The sequence below is a fragment of the Methylomicrobium agile genome, assembly GCF_000733855.1.
GTDB lineage: Bacteria > Pseudomonadota > Gammaproteobacteria > Methylococcales > Methylomonadaceae > Methylomicrobium > Methylomicrobium agile.
The window spans coordinates 593,611-614,166 of the sequence record NZ_JPOJ01000001.1 but is presented as its reverse complement, the minus strand read 5'-3'; the positions used below and the strand labels follow the sequence as shown (position 1 = coordinate 614,166).

Here is a 20,556-nt window from a genome sequence, read left to right as displayed (position 1 = left end):
TTGTCGGGCACAAAAAGCGTGCCCGATCTACGCTGGGCCGCCCGCTGCGTTCCGAAAACTCGTGTATAACGATGAGCGCTCTGCGTGGGAAGCATAAGGGGAAGTTATTTTTTGCCAAATCCTAAACATAAACTATTTGAATAGGTTGATACGCTGAAAATATTTATTTAAATCCGCCTTGATGGGCATGAAATATACATTCAAACCCTTTTCAGCCGCCGAGGCTATGACATTATTGGCAAACTCGATGTTCCAATCGTATTCGGGGCTGAAATTTTTCGGGAATTTAACGTGATTCTTCACTTCCCAATAATTCTGCGATGCCTCGGTAATGACCGGACTGATGCCGATATAGGTTTCCAATCCGTCCATGTGTTCGGCAAATATCTCGATCAGGCGAACATCGTAAAAAGGCTGCGAAAAAAAGCCGTTAACGCCGGCATCGGCCTTGCGTTGAATATAGTTGCATTCGTTTTGCAAGCCTTGTCTATGAGGGTCGAATCCGGCATAGATATTCAGTTTCGGGAAATGCCGGCGCACCGCCCGAATCAGGTCTATCACGTTAGTATTGCTATAGTGCCGTTTCAATCCTTCAGGCGGATCGCCGGTGACCAGCAACACGTTGTCGAGTTCGTATTGCTCGATGATGCGATACAGTTCTCCGCTTTCAATCTTAAAATCGATGGCTCGAAAATGCGGGATAAAGCGATATTTGCAAGGGTCGATACGTGTCGCAAGTTCCCAGCTGCGAATATCGAAATGCTGAATGTCAGGCACGTTAATGATATTGATGGCTTTGTCCAGGCTTTGAACAAAGTCATATTGCTTTTCAAAGGCTTCCAGCGTTCTCGGTACGATTTCAAACGAAATGTTCATCAGGAATGGCGTTTGTTTTAGGGTTTTTACCTTTTCATTTTGGGTAAGCTTTCTGAAAAAGTCCCGGCATGTTGCCGAGGCTGTCGTTGCAAAAACGAGGCCGATCAGTCTGCCTTGGCGCGCAGGGTCCTGGCGGCGGCGACCATGTTGGTTAGTGCCGGGATGACCTCGCTCCACTGGCGGGTTTTCAGGCCGCAGTCCGGGTTGACCCACAGACGCTCGGCCGGGATGCGCCCGGCGGCTTTTTGCATCAAAGCGACGATGTGCTGCTCGGCCGGGATGTTGGGCGAATGGATGTCGTACACGCCGGGGCCGATCTCGTTCGGGTACTTGAAGTTGTCGAAGGCATCCAGCAATTCCATGTCGGAACGCGAGGTCTCGATGGTGATGACGTCGGCGTCCATGTCGGCGATCGAGGCGATGATGTCGTTGAACTCGGAATAGCACATGTGGGTGTGGATCTGAGTCTCGTCCGAGACGCCGTTGGCGGTGATGCGGAACGATTCCATCGCCCAGTCCAGATAGTCCTGCCATTGCGATTTACGCAGCGGCAAGCCTTCGCGCAAGGCTGCCTCGTCGATTTGAATTACGCCGATACCGGCCTGCTCCAAATCCAGCACTTCCTCGCGGATAGCCAGCGCCAGTTGCTTGCAGGATACCGAACGCGGCTGGTCGTCGCGGACGAACGACCAGTTCAGGATGGTCACGGGCCCGGTCAACATGGCTTTCATCGGTTTGTCGGTCAGCGACTGGGCGTATTTGATCCATTCGACGGTCATCGCTTGCGGACGGCTGATGTCGCCGAACAGAATGGGCGGCTTGACGCAGCGCGAACCGTAGGACTGCACCCAGCCGAACTGGCTGAACGCGTAGCCGTCGAGCTGCTCGCCGAAATATTCCACCATGTCGTTGCGCTCGGCTTCGCCATGCACGAACACATCCAGGCCCAGCGTCTCTTGTTCGCGCACGCAGCGGGCAATCTCGGCCTGCATGGCGGCTTTATAGCCGGCTTCATCCAGTTTTCCGGACTTGAAGTTGCTGCGTGCCTGGCGAATTTCTGCGGTCTGCGGAAAAGAACCGATGGTCGTGGTCGGAAACTTGGGCAATTTCAGCAGCGCGGCCTGCTTGACCGCGCGTTGGGCATAGGGGCTGTTGCGTTGCGCCAGTTGCGGAGTGATTCCTGCCAGCGCGGCCTTGACCTTAGGATTGTTTACGCGCGGTGAATTGCGGCGCGCTTCGATAGCCGTGCGGTTGGCGTCCAGTTCGGCCTTGACCGCATCGCGCCCTTGGTTCAGTGCAGCACCCAATACTTGCAGTTCATCGAGTTTCTGCTTGGCGAAGGCGAGCCAGGATTTGATTTCAGCGTCGAGCTTCTGTTCACTGTCCAGGTCGACCGGTACGTGCAGCAACGAACACGACGGCGCGAGCCACAGCCGCTCGCCCAGACGCTGAGCCAGCGGTTCGATCCAATCCAGCACGGCGTTGAGGTCGGTTTTCCAGATATTGCGGCCGTTGATCACTCCCAAAGACAGCACCTTGTCCGCAGGTAACGGGTCGATCAGCGGCTCCACGTCGCTAAGGCCGTTGATGGTATCGACGTGCAGGCCGGCGACCGGCAGCTTGGCGGCGAGTTGCCGGTTTTCTGCCAGTTGGCCGAAATAGGTGGCTAGCAACAGCTTGACGCGGCTGGCCTGCAAGTGTCGATAAGCGGTATTGAACGCGTCTTGCCAGGCCGCATCCAGTTCGGTGACGAGTATCGGTTCGTCGATTTGCACCCATTCGACGCCTTCTGCGGCCAATGTCTCCAGCAGTTCCGCATAAACCGGCAGCAGTTTGGGCAGCAGCACGAACTTGTCGGAAGCATCCTTGGCCTTGCCCAGCCACAAATAAGTCACCGGGCCGATAATGACCGGCTTGGCGTTAATGCCTTGCGCCTTGGCTTCAGCCAGTTGCTCCAGCAGGCGAGAGGCATCCAGCTTGAATTCGGTGGCGGCAGTGAACTCGGGTACGATGTAATGGTAATTGGTATCGAACCACTTGGTCATTTCGCCGGCGGCTACCCCGCCGCAGCACTCGGAAGATTCGTTCGCGGACTGCGCCGAACGGCCGCGGGCTACCCGGAAGTAGTTGTCCAGCACGTCGCCATGGAAATCCTGCACGCGTTCGGGCAGATTCCCCAGAGTGAAGCTCATGTCCAGCACCTGGTCGTAAAACGCGAAGTCGCCGACCGGCGCCAGATCCAGCCCGGATTGCATTTGCCAGTGCTGCCCGCGCAATTGTTTGCCGAGCGCTTTCAGTTCGTCGCGTGAAGATTGGCCTTTCCAATACGCTTCCAGAGCGAACTTCAGCTCGCGCATTGCGCCGATGCGCGGAAAGCCTAAATTGTGAATTTTTGTCATAGATAAATACCTTTTGTTGAATTTTTTCATACGAAAGCCATTGTAAACAAGACATGTAATGAAGATAATTGATAATTCTTCACTTAATTATGAGATTTATTCAACGATATGGAACTGATTCATTTGCGCATTCTGCTGGCGTTAAAACGCCATGGCACGCTAAGCGCGGCGGCGGATACCCTGCACCTGACCCAGTCGGCGCTGTCGCATCAGATTAAAAACCTGGAGCAGCGTCTGGGCGTGACGTTATGGTACAAACAGGGACGTTCGCTGATATTGAGCCAGGCGGGGCGCTACTTGTCGGAGGTTGCCGAATCGGTGATTGCCACCGTCGATTCGGCGGAAAATCATCTGGCGCAACTGGCTGCAGGCAAAACCGGCAAACTGACCATAGGCATCGAGTGCCACGCCTGCTACGAGTGGTTTCGCAATATTCTGCAACCCTATCTGAGAGCTTGGCCGGAGTTGACCGTCGAAGTGACCTCGCGCTACCGCTTCGAGTCGTTCGAAGCCATCCGCCAATACAAACTGGACGCGGTGCTGACCTCCGACCCGGTCGATAACGGCCTGCTCAGCTATCAGCCGCTGTTCGATTTCGAACTGGTCTTGATCGTCGCCGACAGCCATCCGCTGGCCGGCCGCACTGAAATTACCCCGGCCGATTTGCGCGGCGAAACGGTGTTGACCTATCCGGTGGCACGCGAGCGCCTGGACATGTTCCGCAAGGTGCTGCAACCCGCCGGCATCGAGCCCGCCGCCCACATCCCGGTTGAAGAAACCGACATCATGCTGCAACTGGCCGCCGCCGGCCGCGGCGTCTGTTTGCTGCCGGAATGGCTGTTGGCCGACAAACACGCCAAGCTCGGACTGACCGGCCTGCGTTTCGCGGGTCTGCCCATCGGCAAAACCATGTATTTGGCCTGCCGGCACGAAGATGCCGGCTTGGAATATTTACGCTGGTTGGTGGAACATGCCGCAACGGCAGTGGAAGTCGAAGCACATCGTTAAATATGAATCCATCAGGGCTATGCAGACTTGGATTTTTCTGCGCCCTCTTGAGTTGATTTCAAAAGATTTTGCAGGGTTTGATTTAGCAGTTCTAAAGATTTTTCTCGATTAGTCCACCAGTCGGTAGACCAAACTCGGAGCAAGGTCCACCCAAGCCCCTCAAGCACCGATTGACGGATTTTATCTCGTTCACGTGCGTAAGCCGAGCTGTGATACATAGCGCCATCACACTCAATTCCGGCCAGATAAATTCCGGGGCGGTCAGGATGGACTACCCCTAAATCAATCCGATAGGCTGAGACGCCGATTTGCGCGTGAATCTCCCAGCCTTTCTCGCGTAGAGCTTTTGCGACCGCAGATTCGAACGGCGATTCAAAATCCCCTAATGATCCATGAACGGCTGCACCGAGTACTACGGCTCCTCGGTCGGCATATTCCAGAAAATGCTTCAAATCTCTAACCGCAGACGACGAGGTACGCGACAAATCAATGCGGTCGTGGCTCAGTGTCGAAAACACCAACATTTCCATCCGGGCTCTGGTCATGGCAACGTTAAGGCGTCTTTCGCCCCCGGTACGATTGAGCGGGCCGAAGTTCATGGTGACGTGCCCACTCTGGTCGGGACCATAGGTAACGCTGAATAAAATCACATCCCTCTCGTCGCCTTGTACGGTTTCAAGGTTTTTGACGAATACAGGTTCCAGCATGTGTTCAGAAGAAAACGCCCATTCGATTTCCGGATTTTTCGTGCGCGCATCGTCCAGTAAATCTTCAATCAACGACTGTTGCTCGGTATTAAACGTGACGACGCCAAGGCTTTGTTGGCGTACGTTCGGATCAATGTGGGTTAAACGGGACACAATTTCAGCAACGATGGCTTTAGCTTCGCCTTCGTTATGCCGCGCCTTGCCGCGAGCGTAAAAGCCGTCGGGACGAATCAAGCGAACGCCACGGTCGGGATTGACAGGCGCTGGGAAGGTAATTAATTCGTTGTCGTAATAGCGATTGTTTGAGAAAGCGATCAGACTTTCTCGTTTTGAGCGATAGTGCAGATTGAGCGTTTGCCTGGGAATGCTGGCCCCGAGTAGCTCGTCAAGAATACTTTCCAGGTCGTTTTCCACGTCCACTTCGCCGTCGGGATCGTCATCGGCCCGGGCGAAAAAGTTTGTCGGCGGCATTTGCTTTTGGTCGCCTGCGACAATCGCCTGGCGACCGCGGGCTAACGCGCCTACGGCATCCCAAACCGTGATTTGCGAAGCTTCGTCGAAAATAATGACGTCAAATAAAGCTTGGTCTGCTGGTAAGTATTGCGCAACCGATAACGGTGACATCATCAGACAGGGCGTCAACGCGGTTAATACTTCAGGAATTTCCTGAATCAACTGGCGTACCGGTTTATGCCTGGCCTTCTTCTGCAGCTCATGTTGCAACACGCCCCATGAGGAACTGCGTTGTATGGCTGCGGCAACAGGCAATTGACCGGAAAGCTTGGCCGCAATGTAGGCGGCGGTCAGTTTTTGAAAGGTGCCGTCAATCGTGCGGAATTTTTCAATCGTCGCGGTGTGTTCCGGTGTAGAAAAGGTTCGCAATACCTCGTCCTCGCCGATCACACGACTGGACCACCAACTGCAATAGGCCGCTTCAAAGGCTTCATTGATTTGGCTGGGCAGGATTCGACCGGATTCGATCGCAGCGACCAATGCGCCGAGTTCCAGTACCAATGCTTGGTCGCGACGTCTGCGCCAGTCGCACCACGCGCGCAATTCCGCATGATTGGCCGCAATGTGTTCGACTGTGTTTTTAATGGCGCCAAGCGCTTTCCGGTTCTGGGCAAAATGCTGGCGAATCGATTGGCCGGCCAACGCTTCGAACTCAAGACAAGCCTCTTGCATTTGGCGATGGGCAAGCGCAAAACGGTTTGCCACTCGTCCGACCGGCGCATCGATCGTCAAGAGATCGTTGCCGTCAGCCAGCAGGGTTCTGATTTTGCTACGAATATCGATCAGGGCGGAAGTATCTTCTGCAAGCTTTCCGGTGATTGCGCGTATCCGCTCGCCCAGCTCGTGCAGAACTTTGAGGCTCTCGGTGTTCGTTGAATGTCCCTGCCAATCCTTGAATCCGGATAGACTTTTATCGAGTCGGTCTATAGCCTCGCCGTGATCCCGCAGTTGTTTAAGTACCGCTGCATCTCGTTCGGGACTAGGCTTGCCTTTGGCGCCTGCCCGTTTCAGGCGTTTTATGACCCGTCTGCGCAACCAGGCACGCTTGGGCCACCAGACGGATTGGGCATGTTGCCAATGTTGGGCAATTTCTTCACCGTCGACGTTGCGCCAAGCAAAGGAATCGTACTGGCAACTGAGCTGGCTGAATGCCGCCGAATAGTTGGATACTCGAGTTATTGCTTCTTTCAGTGCATCGATACGATCCAGGCCATCCGGTTCTAACGCATAAGCGACCGGTTTACGCCATGAAGCGACGAGGATATCGGCAAGCTCCGCCAGAGCATCCAGTCTCAATACCGAATAATCCGGCACAGCGATCTTCAACATGTCTAAGAGTTCGGTAATAGCGTGTTCCAGACCCTGTACCGCACTGGACAAGCGTCCTGCCCGTTCAACAATTTGCCCTTCCCATTGTGGCGACCAATCACCGTGCGAGATAAGCTGTAACTCCTCGGATAATAGGTTCCCGATTGAACAAGCTTGAATTTGCAGTCGGTCAACGGCTTCCCTCATGTGTTCCAATCGTCCGGCATCGTGCTGATTGGCGGAAGGCCAGTTAAAGGTAATGTTCGAGGCCAGCGCATGGTCTCGAATTTTGACTCCGATGGCGTAATGCGCCGTCAACCCATTCGGCCAACGCGTGTGTAAACGGTTGACGACCACGTTGAGGCGGTCGCGGAGTTCGCGAAGGGTTTCCGCCTCTTTCCGCCAGTTTTCGGAAACTGAATGATGCTGCGCTTGCCAAGACCGACGCAATTGATCCAGAACCTCCGATTTGCTGGCTTTATTGGAGTGCAGTTGCAGGCAAAATCTTGCAAGATCAACGTCTTTTAGTCGGCGATAGACCACTTCCAATGCCGCGGTTTTTTCAGAGACAAACAATACGGTTTTGCCTTTACCAAGCAGATGAGCGATCAAATTGCTGATGGTTTGGCTTTTTCCGGTTCCAGGCGGACCGATGATCACAAAATCTTTTCCGCGATCTGCCGTGGCAATTGCCGCTATTTGTGATGCGTCAGCGGGTAGCGGTGTCAGCAAATCGGCGGGTTTGTATTCTCTATCCACTATCGATCGATCAACAAATTCAATCTCACTTGGGTAAGGTTCACGAGGGGTGTCGATCAAATGCTTAACCACCGGATTACTGCGCAGTGCGTCGGTACGGTCAACCAAGTCTTTCCACATCAGATACTTGGCAAATGAAAAATGCCCCAGTACCACTTCTTCAATCACCTCGAAACCCGATGCTTCCTTAATCGCTTGACGCACATGATTCCAAATGCCGTTCAGATCGATACCGCTATGATCGCCGGGCAGTGAGCCATCCAGGCCACGAATATCAATCTCGAAATCTTTACGCAACATTTCCAATAATGTCGTGTTGAAACGAGGCTCATCGTCATGCGCAAAGAGTTTGACGCCACTGCGCACCGATTTGCGCTCGATGGAAACCGGCAATAAAACCAGTGGGGCGCGGAAACGGCGCTGATCTTTGTCATTTTGCTTCCACAATAAAAATCCCAGTGCCAGATAAAGTGTATTGGCACCACCTTCTTGAAGCGCAACTTGTGCTTTACGGTAGATATCGACCACACGCAAGCCAAGTTCCTGTTCCGGAAGATCGACTAGTACCTGGTTTCGTGACAGAGCCTCGCGGGCATACTCGTCGGTGATAATGTCGCCCGTACGCTGCTGGTGCAGCGCTTGATCCTGAGCTTGGGAAGTGGGTTGCGGAACCGATTGAATCGAAATTCTGGAACCTTCGGCCAGTTTGTCTTCAAGTAAATCTGGGTCAGGACAAAGGATACGTAGACTGGATTTAGTGGATTTGTAGTTCAGCAGTGGATTGCGTGCCGACAAGTCGAGCAATTTACGTTGCCACCGTTCTAAACGGCCTGCTGGCGTTTCGGGCAATTTTTCATCTTCGGCGTTCTGATCAAAACCCGGCAGTGCAGGTGCTTCTTCCAGTGATAGCGTGATTCGAGCGTCATTGTTATCGGCCTCAGTCTGAGTCTGACCCAATTTAAGTCCCAGTGGCGTAATTCGATGGGCACGTGCGCGTCGAATGTCAATTGCCGCATTAAAGGTGTTATCCTTATCCACAACAATGGATTGCTCGCCACTGCTGATAGCCTTTGAAAAGGGAACCGCCGGATGCTGAGTGACGCAGGTGGTTTCGATGAGCATTAATTCTTTAAGCTGAATCCGTTTTCGTAAGGTTTCTGGATCATCAATGACGATAGTCGTTAATTCTTCCGGTTGCAGCCAGACACCAATTAACGCATGCCCTTGAGGTAAAGCCAGGATCGGATTTAAACCTGCCTGTTCCAATGAGGCAGCAAACAGCAGGGTTGAGTCTAAACAGGTTGCTATTTTGTTTTCCAGAATCTGGCTGGGTAAGCGAATCTTTTGACCGTTCCGTTCAAAACTGGCTGGAGGTACCGCATAGGTGATACCCAAATTACTGATGGCCGAATAAATGGCTGACGTGATTTCCCAAACGCGTTGACGGCTGCCGGATTGATAGCCGTCAATGCCGTCAGGCTTGCCCGAGGCGCGGAGGATCAAGCTGGCATCGCGCAACACACGGTCAATTGCCGGTTCATTCGGCATTGCAAATGCCGCCAAAAGCTCCGGCATATAGTCGGAACCACCCCATTCGTTGTAGGCCAAGAGTTCAATCGATCGGGTTTCCTGAGCCAAAACGTGTTCGCCTTGTTCTATGGTGACCGTAACCGTTCCCCGCATCGAGTCCGACAAGTTGAGTAAAAAATTGCCGTTTAACTCGATATCGCGGTCTTTGATCGGCACAATAGCCCCGGCGGAAAGACGATCCAATCGCCAGGATTTTGGTTTCAAAAACAATGGATTTGCAGTTAAAGTAACGATCAGGGTTTCGTATTTAACTTGCGAATCGCCGTTTTCAATCCGTAAGTCCCTTAGCAAGGCAAATGCATTTTGGTGACAGGCGAAATTTAGCTTTGTCGCAATATCACAGTAAATCTTGATTGAAGATGCTTCTTCATTTGCCATCGAGAACTCCTGATTTGTGGGGTAATTTTTTATAGTTACACATTAAATTTTTCCGCGAAGCTACTTAGAATCAGAGTGAATACAATTCGGCGTAGTGGCTACGAAATTCAAACATTCGGTATCTATCTCGCGAATTGAATGTAGATGCGCTCTCACCCAGCCCAATCCTCAACTATCAAGCCGTCTATCCGTACGAACTCGCGCATGTTGTGCGTGACCAAACAAGCGCCGATTGTCAATGCGTGGCAGGCAATCCACAGATCGTTGGCGCCTATCGGCGTTCCGGCCGATTTCAATCGGGTAAATTGGCTTGCATAGTCCCGGCATAAAGCACCGTCAACTACATATTCGACCGGCACGATCCTCAACAATTGTTCCAATTGTCCCAAGACCTTCTCCTTGCGCTGGCTACGCTCGGCGCCTTTCAGCAACTCGGCATAGGTGACAAACGACATGCGCAGCGCGCTATTCTTGGGCAGATTGTTGATACGTTCAGCTATGGAAGGCGGTTTGTTTTTGATCAGATAGATCAGCATATTGGTATCCAACATGTAGATCATAAAGACTCGCGCTCCTGCATCGGCACTGGTTCGTGGGCGTCTTCGATCAAATGCTCGGCAAAGTCGTCGTCGAAGCCCTGCAGAACTGCCAACAAGGCGGCTCCGCGGTCGGCCGGCAACGGATGAATCAGCAAGTCGCCGTTGGGGCAGCGGCTGATTTCCACTTGGCTAACGTCCAGCCGAAATTCCTGCGGAATCCTGACCGCTTGGCTGTTGCCGTTTTTGAAGATGCGGGTGGTCAAGGTGGTCATGTCATTACCCCCTGTGTGTACAATGCGTATGTATTATTATCTACTTGCTGTAACGCCGCAAGCCATGCCGGCCGAAATCGCTTGTTGGGTAGGAGTGGTCGTACCGATTGCGGATGCTATATATTGTGCAAATTTCAAGGTATAAACCGCTTATATAGTATTTCGGCCTTGACAGATCACCTTGACGAATCTACACTGCATCGCCAAGACGGTTCCCCCCGAAGGGGATTAAAAGGGAATCCGGTCGATGGTTTGGGAATGAATGATATTCTCACTGTCGGCAAGCCGGAGCTGCCCCCGCAACTGTAATCGGCGAGTCGAGGTTCAACCCGTGCCACTGGACGCGAGTCCGGGAAGGCCGAACCGAGACGGCGACCCGAAAGCCAGGAGACCTGCCCTCGAAACCTTCAGTCAACCAGGAGCGGGGTGTCTCCGAAGACGATGGCCAGCGTGCGGTTTTGGCGATAAGGGCTATACCGTGCGCGCCGTTGCGGCTTCGCTTCCCCGTTCCACTCCGTGGAGAATCACATGGAAGCCGCTGCCGTTCACCCCGCACGTCATGACCCAAACACCGCCGAAATCGGCACTTTCTCAACACCGTCTCCGCTACGCCTGCCGGATTATGGGCTGGAAGTGATCCGCCGCAACCGCGCCGTCGCCGCGTTTCAGCCGGAAAAAATCGCCATCGCCATTACCAAGGCCTTCTTGGCCGTCGAAGGCCAGCACAGCGTCAATTCGGCACGGATACGCGAGCAAGTCGCGCAGCTCACCGCCAGCGTGGTCGACGCCTTGACGCGGCGCCTGCCCGGCGGCGGCACTGTGCATATCGAGGATATTCAGGACCAGGTGGAACTGGCGCTGATGCGTTCCGGCGCCCACGACGTGGCCCGCGCTTACGTGCTGTACCGGGAAAAACACGCCGAGCAGCGTGCGGCCCAGCAACCGCTTGAAAACGCAGCGCCGATCTTGCATGTTGACGACGGCGGCCACCGCCGGCCGTTGGATAGTTCCGCGTTCATCGCTTTGTGCCGGGAGGCCTGCACCGGTTTGAGCGACGTCGATGCCGAGCGGGTCTGGGCGCAAACGCTGCCCAATCTGTACGATGGCATGCCGTTGGCGGCGGTGCGTCAGGCTTTGGTTTTGGCCGCGCGCACGTTGATCGAAGCCGAACCGGATTACGCCAAGGTCGCGGCCCGTCTGCTGTTGAGCAACCTGCGCCAGGAAGCGACCGGCCAGCCGCTGACGCAAGCCGACATGGCCGAGCGCTACGCCGATTGTTTCGCCGAGTTCCTCGCCGCCGGCGTAGCGGCCGAATTGCTGGATAAGCGCCTGCTGGAATTCGACTTGCCTCGCCTGGGCCGAGCCTTGCAGGCCGAGCGCGATCTGCAGTTCGATTACCTGGGTCTGCAAACCCTGTACGACCGCTATTTTCTGAACGTCGAAGGCCGGCGCATCGAATTGCCGCAGTGTTTTTTCATGCGGGTGGCGATGGGGCTGGCGCTGAACGAGATCGACCGCGAAACAAAGGCGATCGAATTTTACCAAGTGCTGTCCAGCTTCGACTTCATGTGCTCGACGCCGACCCTGTTCAACAGCGGCACCCGCCATCCGCAATTGTCGTCGTGCTATCTGACCACGGTATCCGACGACCTGGACGGCATTTACCAAAGCATCAAAGAAAATGCGCTGCTGCAAAAATACGCCGGCGGCCTGGGCAACGACTGGACGCCGGTGCGGGCGCTGGGCAGCCGGATCAAGGGCACCAACGGCCATAGCCAGGGCGTGATTCCGTTTCTGAAAGTGGTCAACGATACCGCCGTTGCGGTCAACCAGGGCGGCAAGCGCAAGGGCGCGGTGTGCGCCTATCTGGAAAACTGGCATCTGGATTTCGAGGAGTTTCTGGAATTGCGCAAGAACACCGGCGACGAACGCCGCCGCGCCCATGATATGAATACCGCCGCCTGGGTATCGGATTTATTCATGCAGCGCGTGCGGAGCAACGGCGACTGGACCTTGTTTTCGCCGGTCGACGTCCCCGATCTGCACGATTTGTATGGAGGCGCCTTTGCCGAGGCTTATCAAGCTTACGAAGCCAAGGCCGAGCGCGGCGAGATCAAATTGTACAAACGTGTCGGCGCGGTGCAGCTTTGGCGCAAGATGCTGACCATGCTGTTCGAAACCGGCCATCCCTGGATTACCTTCAAGGATGCCTGCAATCTGCGCTCGCCGCAGCAGCACGCCGGGGTGATCCACAGCTCCAATCTCTGTACCGAGATCACGCTGAATACCTCGGCCGACGAAACCGCGGTCTGCAATCTGGGCTCGGTGAATCTACCGGCGCATCTGGTTGAACGCGATGGCGTTTGGCGACTGGATGCCGACAAATTGCAGCGCACCATCGCCACCGCGATGCGGATGCTGGACAACGTCATCGACATCAATTTCTACGCGACCGTCAAAGCGCGTAATGCCAATTTGCGCCATCGACCGGTTGGATTGGGCATGATGGGCTTCTCCGACTGTTTGCACAAGCTGGGCGTCAGCTATGCCAGCCCGGAAGCGTTGGAATTTGCTGACCGCTCGGCGGAAATGCTGTGCTATTACGCCTACCGGGCTTCGGCCGATCTGGCTGAACAGCGCGGACGTTACAGCAGTTTTGTCGGAAGTTTATGGCAGCAAGGCGTGTTGCCGCCAGACACATTGGCGCGACTGATTGAAACGCGCGGCGATTTGGGTGTAGCGGCCAGCGGACAGTTGGATTGGCACGCATTGCGCGAACGCATCGCCCAAGTCGGCATGCGCAATTCCAATTGCGTGGCGATTGCGCCCACCGCGACGATTGCCAATATCGTCGGCGTATCGGCGTCGATCGAGCCGGTCTATCAGAACCTGTACGTCAAATCCAACCTGTCCGGCGAGTTCACCGTGGTCAACGCCGCATTGGTGCGCGAGTTGAAGGCGCTGGATTTGTGGGACGCAGTGATGGTGGCCGATCTGAAATATTTCGACGACTCGCTGGCGGCCATCGAACGGGTGCCGGAAACGATCAAGGCACGCTACGCGACCGCCTTCGAAATCGACCCCGAATGGCTGATCGAAGCCGCCGCGCGCCGGCAGAAATGGATAGACCAATCACAATCGCTGAACTTGTATGTCGCCGCGCCGACCGGCAGCAAACTGGACCGCTTGTACCGCTTGGCGTGGCAACGCGGGTTGAAGACCACCTATTACCTGCGTACCCTGGGCGCGACGGCGATGGAAAAAACCGGCGATGGCGGCGAGCCGGCCTCCAAGGTTTGCTCGATCACCGATCCGGACTGCGAGGCCTGCCAATGAAATCGGCTTTACAATTCGATGATTGGGATACTCCGACAACGGCGGCCTTTACTGCAACTTCGCCTGTCGATTTAACCGGAACGATGGCGACGCAACAGCCGGCTCCCGTATTGCCGCCGATCGATGCCGAACAAAAACGGGTCGTCAACGGCCAGGCCGACATCAACCAACTGGCGCCGTTCAAATACCCGTGGGCCTGGTCGTTTTTCCTGAACGCCAACCGCAACCATTGGACGCCGCTGGAAATCTCGATGGCGCAGGACGTGCACGATTACCAGCACAAGCTGACGCCAGCCGAGCGCCATGTGTTCGAAAACGTGCTGGCCTATCTGACCACCTCCGACATCCTGGCGATGCGCAACATCGGTTTGGCGGTGATGGAAAAGATGAGCGCGCCGGAATTGCAGATTTACCAGGCGCGGCAGGTGTACGAAGAGGCGCTGCACACCTGGACCTACCAGCACTGCATCGAAACCTTGGGGCTCGACCAGCGCGAGATTTACAACCGCTACCGGGTGGTGCCGGAAATCCACGGCAAAATCGCGCTGGCCAACCGCCGCCTGCACGGCGTATTGCAGTCCGGCCGGCCGCTGACCGACCGCGACGCGCTGCACGAATTTGCCATGGCGTATCTGTTCTTCGCCGCGGTGTTCGAAGGCTGCTGGTTCTACAATGGCTTCAGCCCGGTGTTTGCGTTGCAGCGGCGCGGTTTAATGAAGGGCGCCGCCGAACAATTGCAATACATCATGCGCGACGAGGTGCTGCACTGCGCGTTCGGCATCCGCGTGGTGCGGCAGTTGTTAGAGGAAGAAAATCTGCAGCTCGATCCGCAAGCGTTGCGCCGGATGTGGGACGAAGCCGAAGCGGCCGAAGCGGCTTACGCCGGCTACATTCTGCGCGAACCGATACTCGGCTACAACGCCGGTCTGCATATCGAGCAATTCCGCTATATCGCCAACCGCCGCGCCCGCCAGTTAGGTATGGCCGAACCGTTTTCCGGCGCCGCCAACGTCTTGCCGTGGCTGGACGAGCAGGCCAATTTGCGCAAGGAGAAGAACTTTTTTGAAACCCGCGTTACGGAATATCAGACGGGCGGGGCGCTGGTTTGGGAATAGCTCCCGGTTCAGGCGAAGCGATGGGCTTTCCGGCTGAATAAAAAAAGCCGCACCCGAAGCAGGTGCGGCTTTTTTGAGGCTGTAGAACCTGAAAAGCCGAAGGCCGGCTTGCGGCCTTACCAGCTCTTGATCTCGTCGCCCTGGCTGACCAGAATGACGTCGGCCGGACGCATCGCGAACAAGCCGACGCAGACCACGCCGGTGATGTCGTTGATGGTTTTTTCCAGCTCGATCGGGTCCAGAATGTCCAGGTTGTGCACGTCCAGGATATGGTTGTGGTTGTCGGTCACGAAATTTTCGCGCCAGACCGGCTGGCCGCCCATCTTGACCATTTCGCGGGCGACGTAGCTTCTGGCCATCGGAATTACTTCGATCGGCAGCGGGAACTTGCCCAGCACGTCGACGCATTTGGAACCGTCGGCGATGCAGACGAATTTCTTGCTGGCCGCGGCGATGATTTTTTCGCGGGTCAGCGCGCCGCCGCCGCCTTTGATCAACTGTTTGCGCGGGTTGATTTCGTCGGCACCGTCGATGTAAATGTCCAGCGTGCCGACTTCGTTCAGGTCGAGCACCGGAATGCCGACTTTCTTCAGCCGCTCGCTGGTGCCGACGGAACTGGAAACCGCGCCTTCGATCGTGCTTTTATAGTCGGCCAGCATCTCGATGAAATAATTGACCGTCGAACCGGTGCCGACGCCGATCAGCGGAATGTCCTTCACATAATCCAAGGCGGCCGCGGCGACTTTTTGTTTTAATTCGTCTTGAGTCATAAGTTTCCTGTTGTGCTTGATGTAAGTGGCTTAAATTGCGTGATCATACCGCATAAACCGGCATTGTTCAGCCGATTTTTTAAAACGGCGGCGGGTTTGGGATACACTGTTTACAGAAGCGACAGGACGAAATCCCACTGTTCCTTCGTCACCGGCATGATCGACAATCGGTTGCCGCGCCTGACCAGGGCGAGATCGGCGAGTTCGGGGCGCTCTTTCAGTTCTTTCAGCGTGATCGTGCGCGGCAGATGCCTGACGTATCTGACGTCGACCATGAACCAGCGCGGATGGTCCGGCGTGCTTTTAGGATCGAAATGCGGATCGCCCGGATCGAAGGCCTTGAAATCGGGATAGCCTTCCCGGGCTATTTCCATGATGCCCACGATGCCGGGCTCGGGGCAGTTCGAATGGTAAAAGAAAACCCGATCGCCCAGCTTCATCCGGTCGCGCATCATGTTCCGCGCCTGGTAATTGCGTACGCCGTCCCAGTGTTCCGTACCGTCCGGCTTTCGGTAGAGATCGTCGATGCTGAAAGTATCGGGTTCGGACTTCATCAGCCAGTATTGCATACTGAAATGCTCCTTTTGATTCAGGGAAAATTTTCTGCGCTGCCGTCCCCGTTATATCGTCTTTAGCCGGTGGCGTCTACAGCGCGCCGGTTGAACTTGGCTATACTCTGATTCATGCGTGCGTGGAGGGCCCGTTCGTAGAAAAGGGATTTCGGATCGGGTTGATGGCTAGGGCTTGTTCATCTGTTGTATAGTAGCGATAAATGACCGAAAAGGCGCGGCCTTTACCACGGGCGAGCGATATAAATTGCGAAATTGAGCGAATAAAGCAACCATCATGGATATTTTAAGCGTCATCGGCCTGCTGATCGGTATCAGTGCGCTGTTATTCGGTAATTTCTTGGAGGGCGCCAGTCTCGGTTCGCTAGTTAACGGGCCGGCTTTTATTATCGTGTTCGGCGGTACGCTCGGTGCGACGTTATTGCAGTTTCCGCCCCTCATCTTCATTCGCAGCCTGAGGTTGTGTTTGTGGGTGTTTTTTCCGAAGAAAAAGAATCTTTCGGTCGAGATCGACAAGATCGTCGAGTGGAGCCATTCGGCGCGTAAGCTGGGGCTGCTGGGATTGGAGGACGAGATAGAGTCCGAGCCCGATCCGTTTATCAAAAAGGGCCTGCAGTTGCTGGTCGACGGCAACGAGCCGGAAAGTATCCGCAATATTTTGGAACTGGATATCGACAGCCGGGAGGATATCGATCTGCAGGCGGCGAAAATGCTGGAGGCAATGGGCGGGTATGCCCCTACCATCGGCATGTTGGCGGCCGTGATGGGGCTGATTCATGTTTTGGAAAATCTGTCCGATCCGAAGATGCTGGGTGCAGGCATCGCGACCGCGTTTGTGGCTACGGTGTATGGCGTCGGTTCCGCCAATCTGTTTTTTTTGCCGATGGCAAACAAAATCAAAACGTATGTCTATGCCTCTTCCCAGGCAAGAGAAATGATTGCGGCCGGGTTGATTGCGATTTCGCAAGGCGAAAATCCGCGTAATATCAAACTGAAATTAAGCGCTTACCTGTTTGAGTTCGAGAGTGATAGCAGTAGTTTATGAGAAAGAAACGTAAGAATAGGGCGAACGAAGCCATCCATCACGATCGCTGGCTGGTGTCCTATGCCGATTTTGTGACGCTTCTGTTCGCATTCTTCGTGGTCATGTATGCGCTTTCGGCAAGCAACGAAAGCCAGTATCAGGCGGTTTCCCAATCCATAAGGACGGCTTTTCTGGAAAAAAAACATCAGGTCATCATATTGGAAGAAGCGTTAAGGGAAAGAGTCGATCATGTGAGTCCGATCGCACTCGACGAAGAGTGGGTGGCCGATAGCAGGCAATTGCAGCAAGCCTCCGATCAATTGACGCAACAGTTGGGCGAACAGATCAAGGATCAATTGGTTGCTGTCAGCAAGGGCAACTCCTGGATAGAGCTGCAGATGAACAGCGAATTGCTGTTTTTGAGCGGCTCGGCGGACTTGTCGGCAAACTCGCTGCCGGTACTCAAAAAAGTCGCGGAAATTCTGAAGCCGCTGCCGAATCAGATTCAGGTCGAAGGGCATACCGATAATCTGCCGATCGGTACGTCCAAGTTTCCGTCAAACTGGGAATTGTCGTCGGCCAGAGCCACGACCGTCGTCAGGGAGCTCATCAAAAACGGCATCAATCCGCCTCGCCTGTCGGCCATAGGTTATAGCGAGTTTCATCCGGTCGCGGACAATAACATCGAGGCGGGCCGTTTCAAAAACCGAAGAGTCTCGCTGCTGATTATTTCGCAAGATTATTCGCGCGACCGTTTGCACTCGATCAACGCGAATAGACCGGCTGCCGGCGGCCAGGACCAGAATTTATCCGCTTCGGCCAAGCCTTGACGCCGATGCCGCGCGAAAAGAGAGGCAGACGGCTTCCGGATTCCCCTTGATTGTTGCCGGACCGGGGCCCTACAATATCAAGTTTGTTGGGCGCATATCAGTGAATAGGCTAAAGAAATAATGGATTATCCTTCCGAAGAAAACTGCTATCAGGCCAGCCATGCCGGTCTGATCATCCAGAGCTACCAGCTCCTGCTCGGCAGGGAGCTGATTCCCGGCATTTCCGCCGACCCGAATTCTGCCGAGACTTTGTTTCGTGCGCCGATTGCGGTGATATCGCACGATACCGCGCCGGACCCGGTCTTCAATTACGCCAATCTGCAGGCGTTGGCGCTTTTCGAGATGAGCTGGGAGGAATTTACCCGCATGCCGTCCCGCTTTTCGGCCGCGCAGGCCGAATGGGCCGAACGCGAAAAATTGCTCACCTCGGTCAAGGCGCACGGCTTCGTCTATCCCTTGCAGGGCGTCCGGGCTTCGAAAACCGGCAAGCGTTTTGAAGTCCATGACGGTGCGGTCTGGAACTTGATCGATGCCGGCCGGCAGTACCGGGGGCAGGCGGCCTGTTTTTTTGCATGGGAATCGCTCTGAATTTCCCAGTGACTGTCCCGTTTCCGGCGAAACGAGAATCCCGGATTTTGAACTGAAATCATCATGAGCAACGAATATAATGCCGCGGCCATCGAGGTCTTGAGCGGCCTGGAGCCGGTGCGCAAACGCCCCGGCATGTATACCGATACGACGCGCCCGAATCACTTGGTCCAGGAAGTTGTCGACAACAGTGTGGACGAAGCGCTGGCCGGCCACGCGGATACGATCGAGGTGATCCTGTACAAGGACGGATCGGTGCGGGTCAGCGACAACGGCCGCGGCATGCCGGTCGACATCCATCCGGAGCAGGGCATTCCCGGCGTCGAGGTGATTCTGACGCAACTGCACGCCGGCGGCAAGTTTTCGAACAAGAATTACCAGTTCTCGGGCGGTCTGCACGGCGTCGGCGTTTCGGTCGTGAACGCGCTGTCCGCCTGGCTCGAAGTCGAAGTCAAGCGGGGCGGCAAGGTCTACCGAATGGCATTCGCCGACGGCGAAAAGACGAGCGATTTGACCGAAACCGGCACGGTGGGCCGGAATAACACCGGCACGACGGTCACCTTTCTGCCCAACGAAAAATATTTCGATTCGAGCAAGGTTTCGGTCACCCGGCTGAAACAAAACTTGCGCGCAAAGGCGGTCCTGTGTCCGGGACTGAAAGTCAGCCTGAAGGTCGAGCACCCGGAAGAAGAAATCGTCTGGCGTTACGAGCATGGCCTGAAAGACTACCTGCTCGACCGGATCGGCGATATCGATTTCCTGCCGGAGCAGCCGTTCATGGGCGGCATGGCGGCCGACCACGAAGCGGTCGAATGGGGCATCGTCTGGGCATTGGAAAATCCCGGGGAAATACTCGCCGAAAGCTATGTGAACCTAGTGCCCACCGCCCAGGGCGGCACGCACGTGAACGGGCTTCGGGCCGGCCTGACCGAAGCGATGCGCGAGTTCTGCGATATCCGGAACATCCTGCCGCGCGGTGTCAAGGTCGCTCCGGAGGATGTCTGGGAAAACTGCCATTTCGTGCTCTCGGTCAAGCTGGAGGATCCGCAGTTTTCCGGCCAGACGAAGGAGCGGCTCAGTTCGCGCGAATGCGTCGCGTTCGTCTCCGGCGTCGCCAAGGACAGCTTCAGCCTGTGGCTGAACCAGCATCCGGCCGAGGGCGAGAAAATCGCCGAAGTGATCATCGCCAGCGCGCAAAAGCGCCTTCGCGCCAGCAAGAAAATCATCCGGAAAAAAATCACGCAAGGTCCGGCCTTGCCGGGCAAACTGGCCGACTGCTCCGCGCAGGACATCGGCCGGACCGAACTGTTCCTGGTCGAAGGCGATTCGGCCGGCGGTTCGGCCAAGCAGGCGCGGGACCGCGACTTTCAGGCGATCATGCCGCTGCGCGGCAAGATCCTGAATACCTGGGAAGTCGATTCGAACCTAGTGATGGCTTCGCAGGAAGTGCACGACATCGCGGTTGCGCTGGGCATCGAGCCGGGCTCGAACGATTTGGCCAACCTGCGCTACGGCAAGGTCTGCATCCTGGCCGATGCGGATTCCGACGGCAACCATATCGCAACTTTGATCAGTGCGCTGTTTTTCCAGCACTTCAATGCGCTGGTCAGGGCAGGGCATGTGTTCGTCGCGATGCCGCCTTTGTACCGGATCGATGTCGGCAAGCGGGTGTTCTATGCGCTGGACGAATCCGAACGCCAGGGCGTGCTGGACCGGATCAAGGCCGAAAAGTTGAAAGGCCAGATCAACGTGCAGCGATTCAAAGGCCTCGGTGAAATGAATCCGTCGCAGCTCCGCGAAACCACGATGAATCCGGATACGCGCCGGCTCGTGCAATTGACGGTCGCCGACGGCGACGGTACCGGCGGCCAGTTCGATCTGCTGTTGGCCAAGAAACGCGCGCCGGAGCGGAAAATCTGGCTCGAAACCAAGGGCAATCTGGCGGATGTCAAGTAAAAGGCCGGTATTCGCTTTG

At 55.4% G+C, this 20,556-nt stretch carries 14 protein-coding genes and 1 riboswitch; of the genes, 7 read left to right on the top strand and 7 right to left on the bottom strand.

Going from position 1 to position 20,556, the window contains the following annotated elements; all coding sequences use genetic code 11:
* Positions 1 to 132: 132 nt before the first annotated feature.
* Positions 133 to 1,089, bottom strand: a complete 957-nt coding sequence (locus CC94_RS0102845) for a methylenetetrahydrofolate reductase (RefSeq protein WP_245549397.1) — start codon at positions 1,087 to 1,089, stop codon at positions 133 to 135.
* Complete coding sequence (gene metE / locus CC94_RS0102840; protein ID WP_005373772.1) at positions 981 to 3,275, bottom strand: 5-methyltetrahydropteroyltriglutamate--homocysteine S-methyltransferase; 2,295 nt, start codon at positions 3,273 to 3,275, stop codon at positions 981 to 983. Before metE ends, CC94_RS0102845 begins: the two co-directional genes overlap by 109 nt.
* A 108-nt stretch (positions 3,276 to 3,383) precedes the next feature.
* Between metE and CC94_RS0102835 the strand changes: the two genes are divergently transcribed.
* Positions 3,384 to 4,283 carry a LysR family transcriptional regulator gene (locus tag CC94_RS0102835; protein ID WP_031429737.1) on the top strand — a complete coding sequence of 300 codons (900 nt, stop codon included), beginning with the start codon at positions 3,384 to 3,386 and terminating at the stop codon, positions 4,281 to 4,283.
* Between the two features lie 17 nt (positions 4,284 to 4,300).
* Here the strand turns inward: CC94_RS0102835 and CC94_RS0102830 are convergent, their stop codons facing one another.
* The 3 genes from CC94_RS0102830 to CC94_RS0102820 form a co-directional block, all read right to left on the bottom strand.
* Positions 4,301 to 9,538: a DUF4011 domain-containing protein gene (locus tag CC94_RS0102830; protein WP_031429735.1), complete on the bottom strand. Its 5,238-nt coding sequence runs from the start codon at positions 9,536 to 9,538 to the stop codon at positions 4,301 to 4,303.
* Between the two features lie 152 nt (positions 9,539 to 9,690).
* Positions 9,691 to 10,098, bottom strand: coding sequence for a type II toxin-antitoxin system VapC family toxin (locus tag CC94_RS0102825; protein ID WP_005373766.1), 408 nt, complete (start codon positions 10,096 to 10,098; stop codon positions 9,691 to 9,693).
* Positions 10,095 to 10,349: an antitoxin gene (locus tag CC94_RS0102820; protein WP_005373764.1), complete on the bottom strand. Its 255-nt coding sequence runs from the start codon at positions 10,347 to 10,349 to the stop codon at positions 10,095 to 10,097. The genes CC94_RS0102825 and CC94_RS0102820 overlap by 4 nt, the downstream gene beginning before the upstream one ends.
* Before the next feature lie 192 nt (positions 10,350 to 10,541).
* Positions 10,542 to 10,763: riboswitch (cobalamin riboswitch) on the top strand.
* A gap of 114 nt (positions 10,764 to 10,877) precedes the next feature.
* Between CC94_RS0102820 and CC94_RS0102815 the strand changes: the two genes are divergently transcribed.
* Positions 10,878 to 13,685 carry a ribonucleoside-diphosphate reductase subunit alpha gene (locus CC94_RS0102815; RefSeq protein ID WP_215731665.1) on the top strand — a complete coding sequence of 936 codons (2,808 nt, stop codon included), beginning with the start codon at positions 10,878 to 10,880 and terminating at the stop codon, positions 13,683 to 13,685.
* Positions 13,682 to 14,800, top strand: a complete 1,119-nt coding sequence (locus tag CC94_RS0102810) for a ribonucleotide-diphosphate reductase subunit beta (protein ID WP_031429731.1) — start codon at positions 13,682 to 13,684, stop codon at positions 14,798 to 14,800. The genes CC94_RS0102815 and CC94_RS0102810 overlap by 4 nt, the downstream gene beginning before the upstream one ends.
* 116 nt (positions 14,801 to 14,916) lie before the next feature.
* Here the strand turns inward: CC94_RS0102810 and rpiA are convergent, their stop codons facing one another.
* Positions 14,917 to 15,570, bottom strand: a complete 654-nt coding sequence (gene rpiA / locus CC94_RS0102805; RefSeq protein ID WP_031429729.1) for a ribose-5-phosphate isomerase RpiA — start codon at positions 15,568 to 15,570, stop codon at positions 14,917 to 14,919.
* A 110-nt stretch (positions 15,571 to 15,680) separates the two neighbouring features.
* Entirely contained in the window at positions 15,681 to 16,139 is a 459-nt protein-coding gene (locus CC94_RS0102800) for an EVE domain-containing protein (RefSeq protein WP_005373757.1), read from the bottom strand.
* Positions 16,140 to 16,416: 277 nt separating this feature from the next.
* On the opposite strand from CC94_RS0102800, the gene CC94_RS0102795 reads away from it, so the two are divergent.
* From CC94_RS0102795 to parE, 4 genes are all read left to right on the top strand, one after another.
* The gene (locus CC94_RS0102795; protein WP_005373755.1) at positions 16,417 to 17,184 is read left to right on the top strand and encodes a flagellar motor protein; all 768 of its coding nucleotides are present in this window, start codon (positions 16,417 to 16,419) and stop codon (positions 17,182 to 17,184) included.
* On the top strand, positions 17,181 to 17,993 hold the full coding sequence (locus CC94_RS0102790) for a flagellar motor protein MotB (RefSeq protein ID WP_005373754.1): 813 nt from the start codon (positions 17,181 to 17,183) through the stop codon (positions 17,991 to 17,993). The genes CC94_RS0102795 and CC94_RS0102790 overlap by 4 nt, the downstream gene beginning before the upstream one ends.
* Positions 17,994 to 18,113: 120 nt before the next feature.
* A complete protein-coding gene (locus CC94_RS0102785) occupies positions 18,114 to 18,581 on the top strand; it encodes an MEKHLA domain-containing protein (protein ID WP_005373752.1) in 468 nt (155 codons plus the stop codon).
* Positions 18,582 to 18,644: 63 nt separating this feature from the next.
* A complete protein-coding gene (parE, locus tag CC94_RS0102780) occupies positions 18,645 to 20,537 on the top strand; it encodes a DNA topoisomerase IV subunit B (protein WP_005373750.1) in 1,893 nt (630 codons plus the stop codon).
* Positions 20,538 to 20,556 lie beyond the last annotated feature (19 nt).

Excerpts from the sequence above, each read along its gene's own strand:
- CC94_RS0102790 (WP_005373754.1), top strand. The coding sequence starts at position 17,181 with ATGAGAAAGAAACGTAAGAATAGGGCGAACGAAGCCATCCATCACGAT.
- metE (WP_005373772.1), bottom strand. The coding sequence starts at position 3,275 with ATGACAAAAATTCACAATTTAGGCTTTCCGCGCATCGGCGCAATGCGC.
- CC94_RS0102835 (WP_031429737.1), top strand. The coding sequence starts at position 3,384 with ATGGAACTGATTCATTTGCGCATTCTGCTGGCGTTAAAACGCCATGGC.
- rpiA (WP_031429729.1), bottom strand. The coding sequence starts at position 15,570 with ATGACTCAAGACGAATTAAAACAAAAAGTCGCCGCGGCCGCCTTGGAT.
- parE (WP_005373750.1), top strand. The coding sequence starts at position 18,645 with ATGAGCAACGAATATAATGCCGCGGCCATCGAGGTCTTGAGCGGCCTG.
- CC94_RS0102795 (WP_005373755.1), top strand. The coding sequence starts at position 16,417 with ATGGATATTTTAAGCGTCATCGGCCTGCTGATCGGTATCAGTGCGCTG.
- CC94_RS0102820 (WP_005373764.1), bottom strand. The coding sequence starts at position 10,349 with ATGACCACCTTGACCACCCGCATCTTCAAAAACGGCAACAGCCAAGCG.
- CC94_RS0102810 (WP_031429731.1), top strand. The coding sequence starts at position 13,682 with ATGAAATCGGCTTTACAATTCGATGATTGGGATACTCCGACAACGGCG.
- CC94_RS0102825 (WP_005373766.1), bottom strand. The coding sequence starts at position 10,098 with ATGATCTACATGTTGGATACCAATATGCTGATCTATCTGATCAAAAAC.
- CC94_RS0102800 (WP_005373757.1), bottom strand. The coding sequence starts at position 16,139 with ATGCAATACTGGCTGATGAAGTCCGAACCCGATACTTTCAGCATCGAC.
- CC94_RS0102830 (WP_031429735.1), bottom strand. The coding sequence starts at position 9,538 with ATGGCAAATGAAGAAGCATCTTCAATCAAGATTTACTGTGATATTGCG.
- CC94_RS0102785 (WP_005373752.1), top strand. The coding sequence starts at position 18,114 with ATGGATTATCCTTCCGAAGAAAACTGCTATCAGGCCAGCCATGCCGGT.
- CC94_RS0102815 (WP_215731665.1), top strand. The coding sequence starts at position 10,878 with ATGGAAGCCGCTGCCGTTCACCCCGCACGTCATGACCCAAACACCGCC.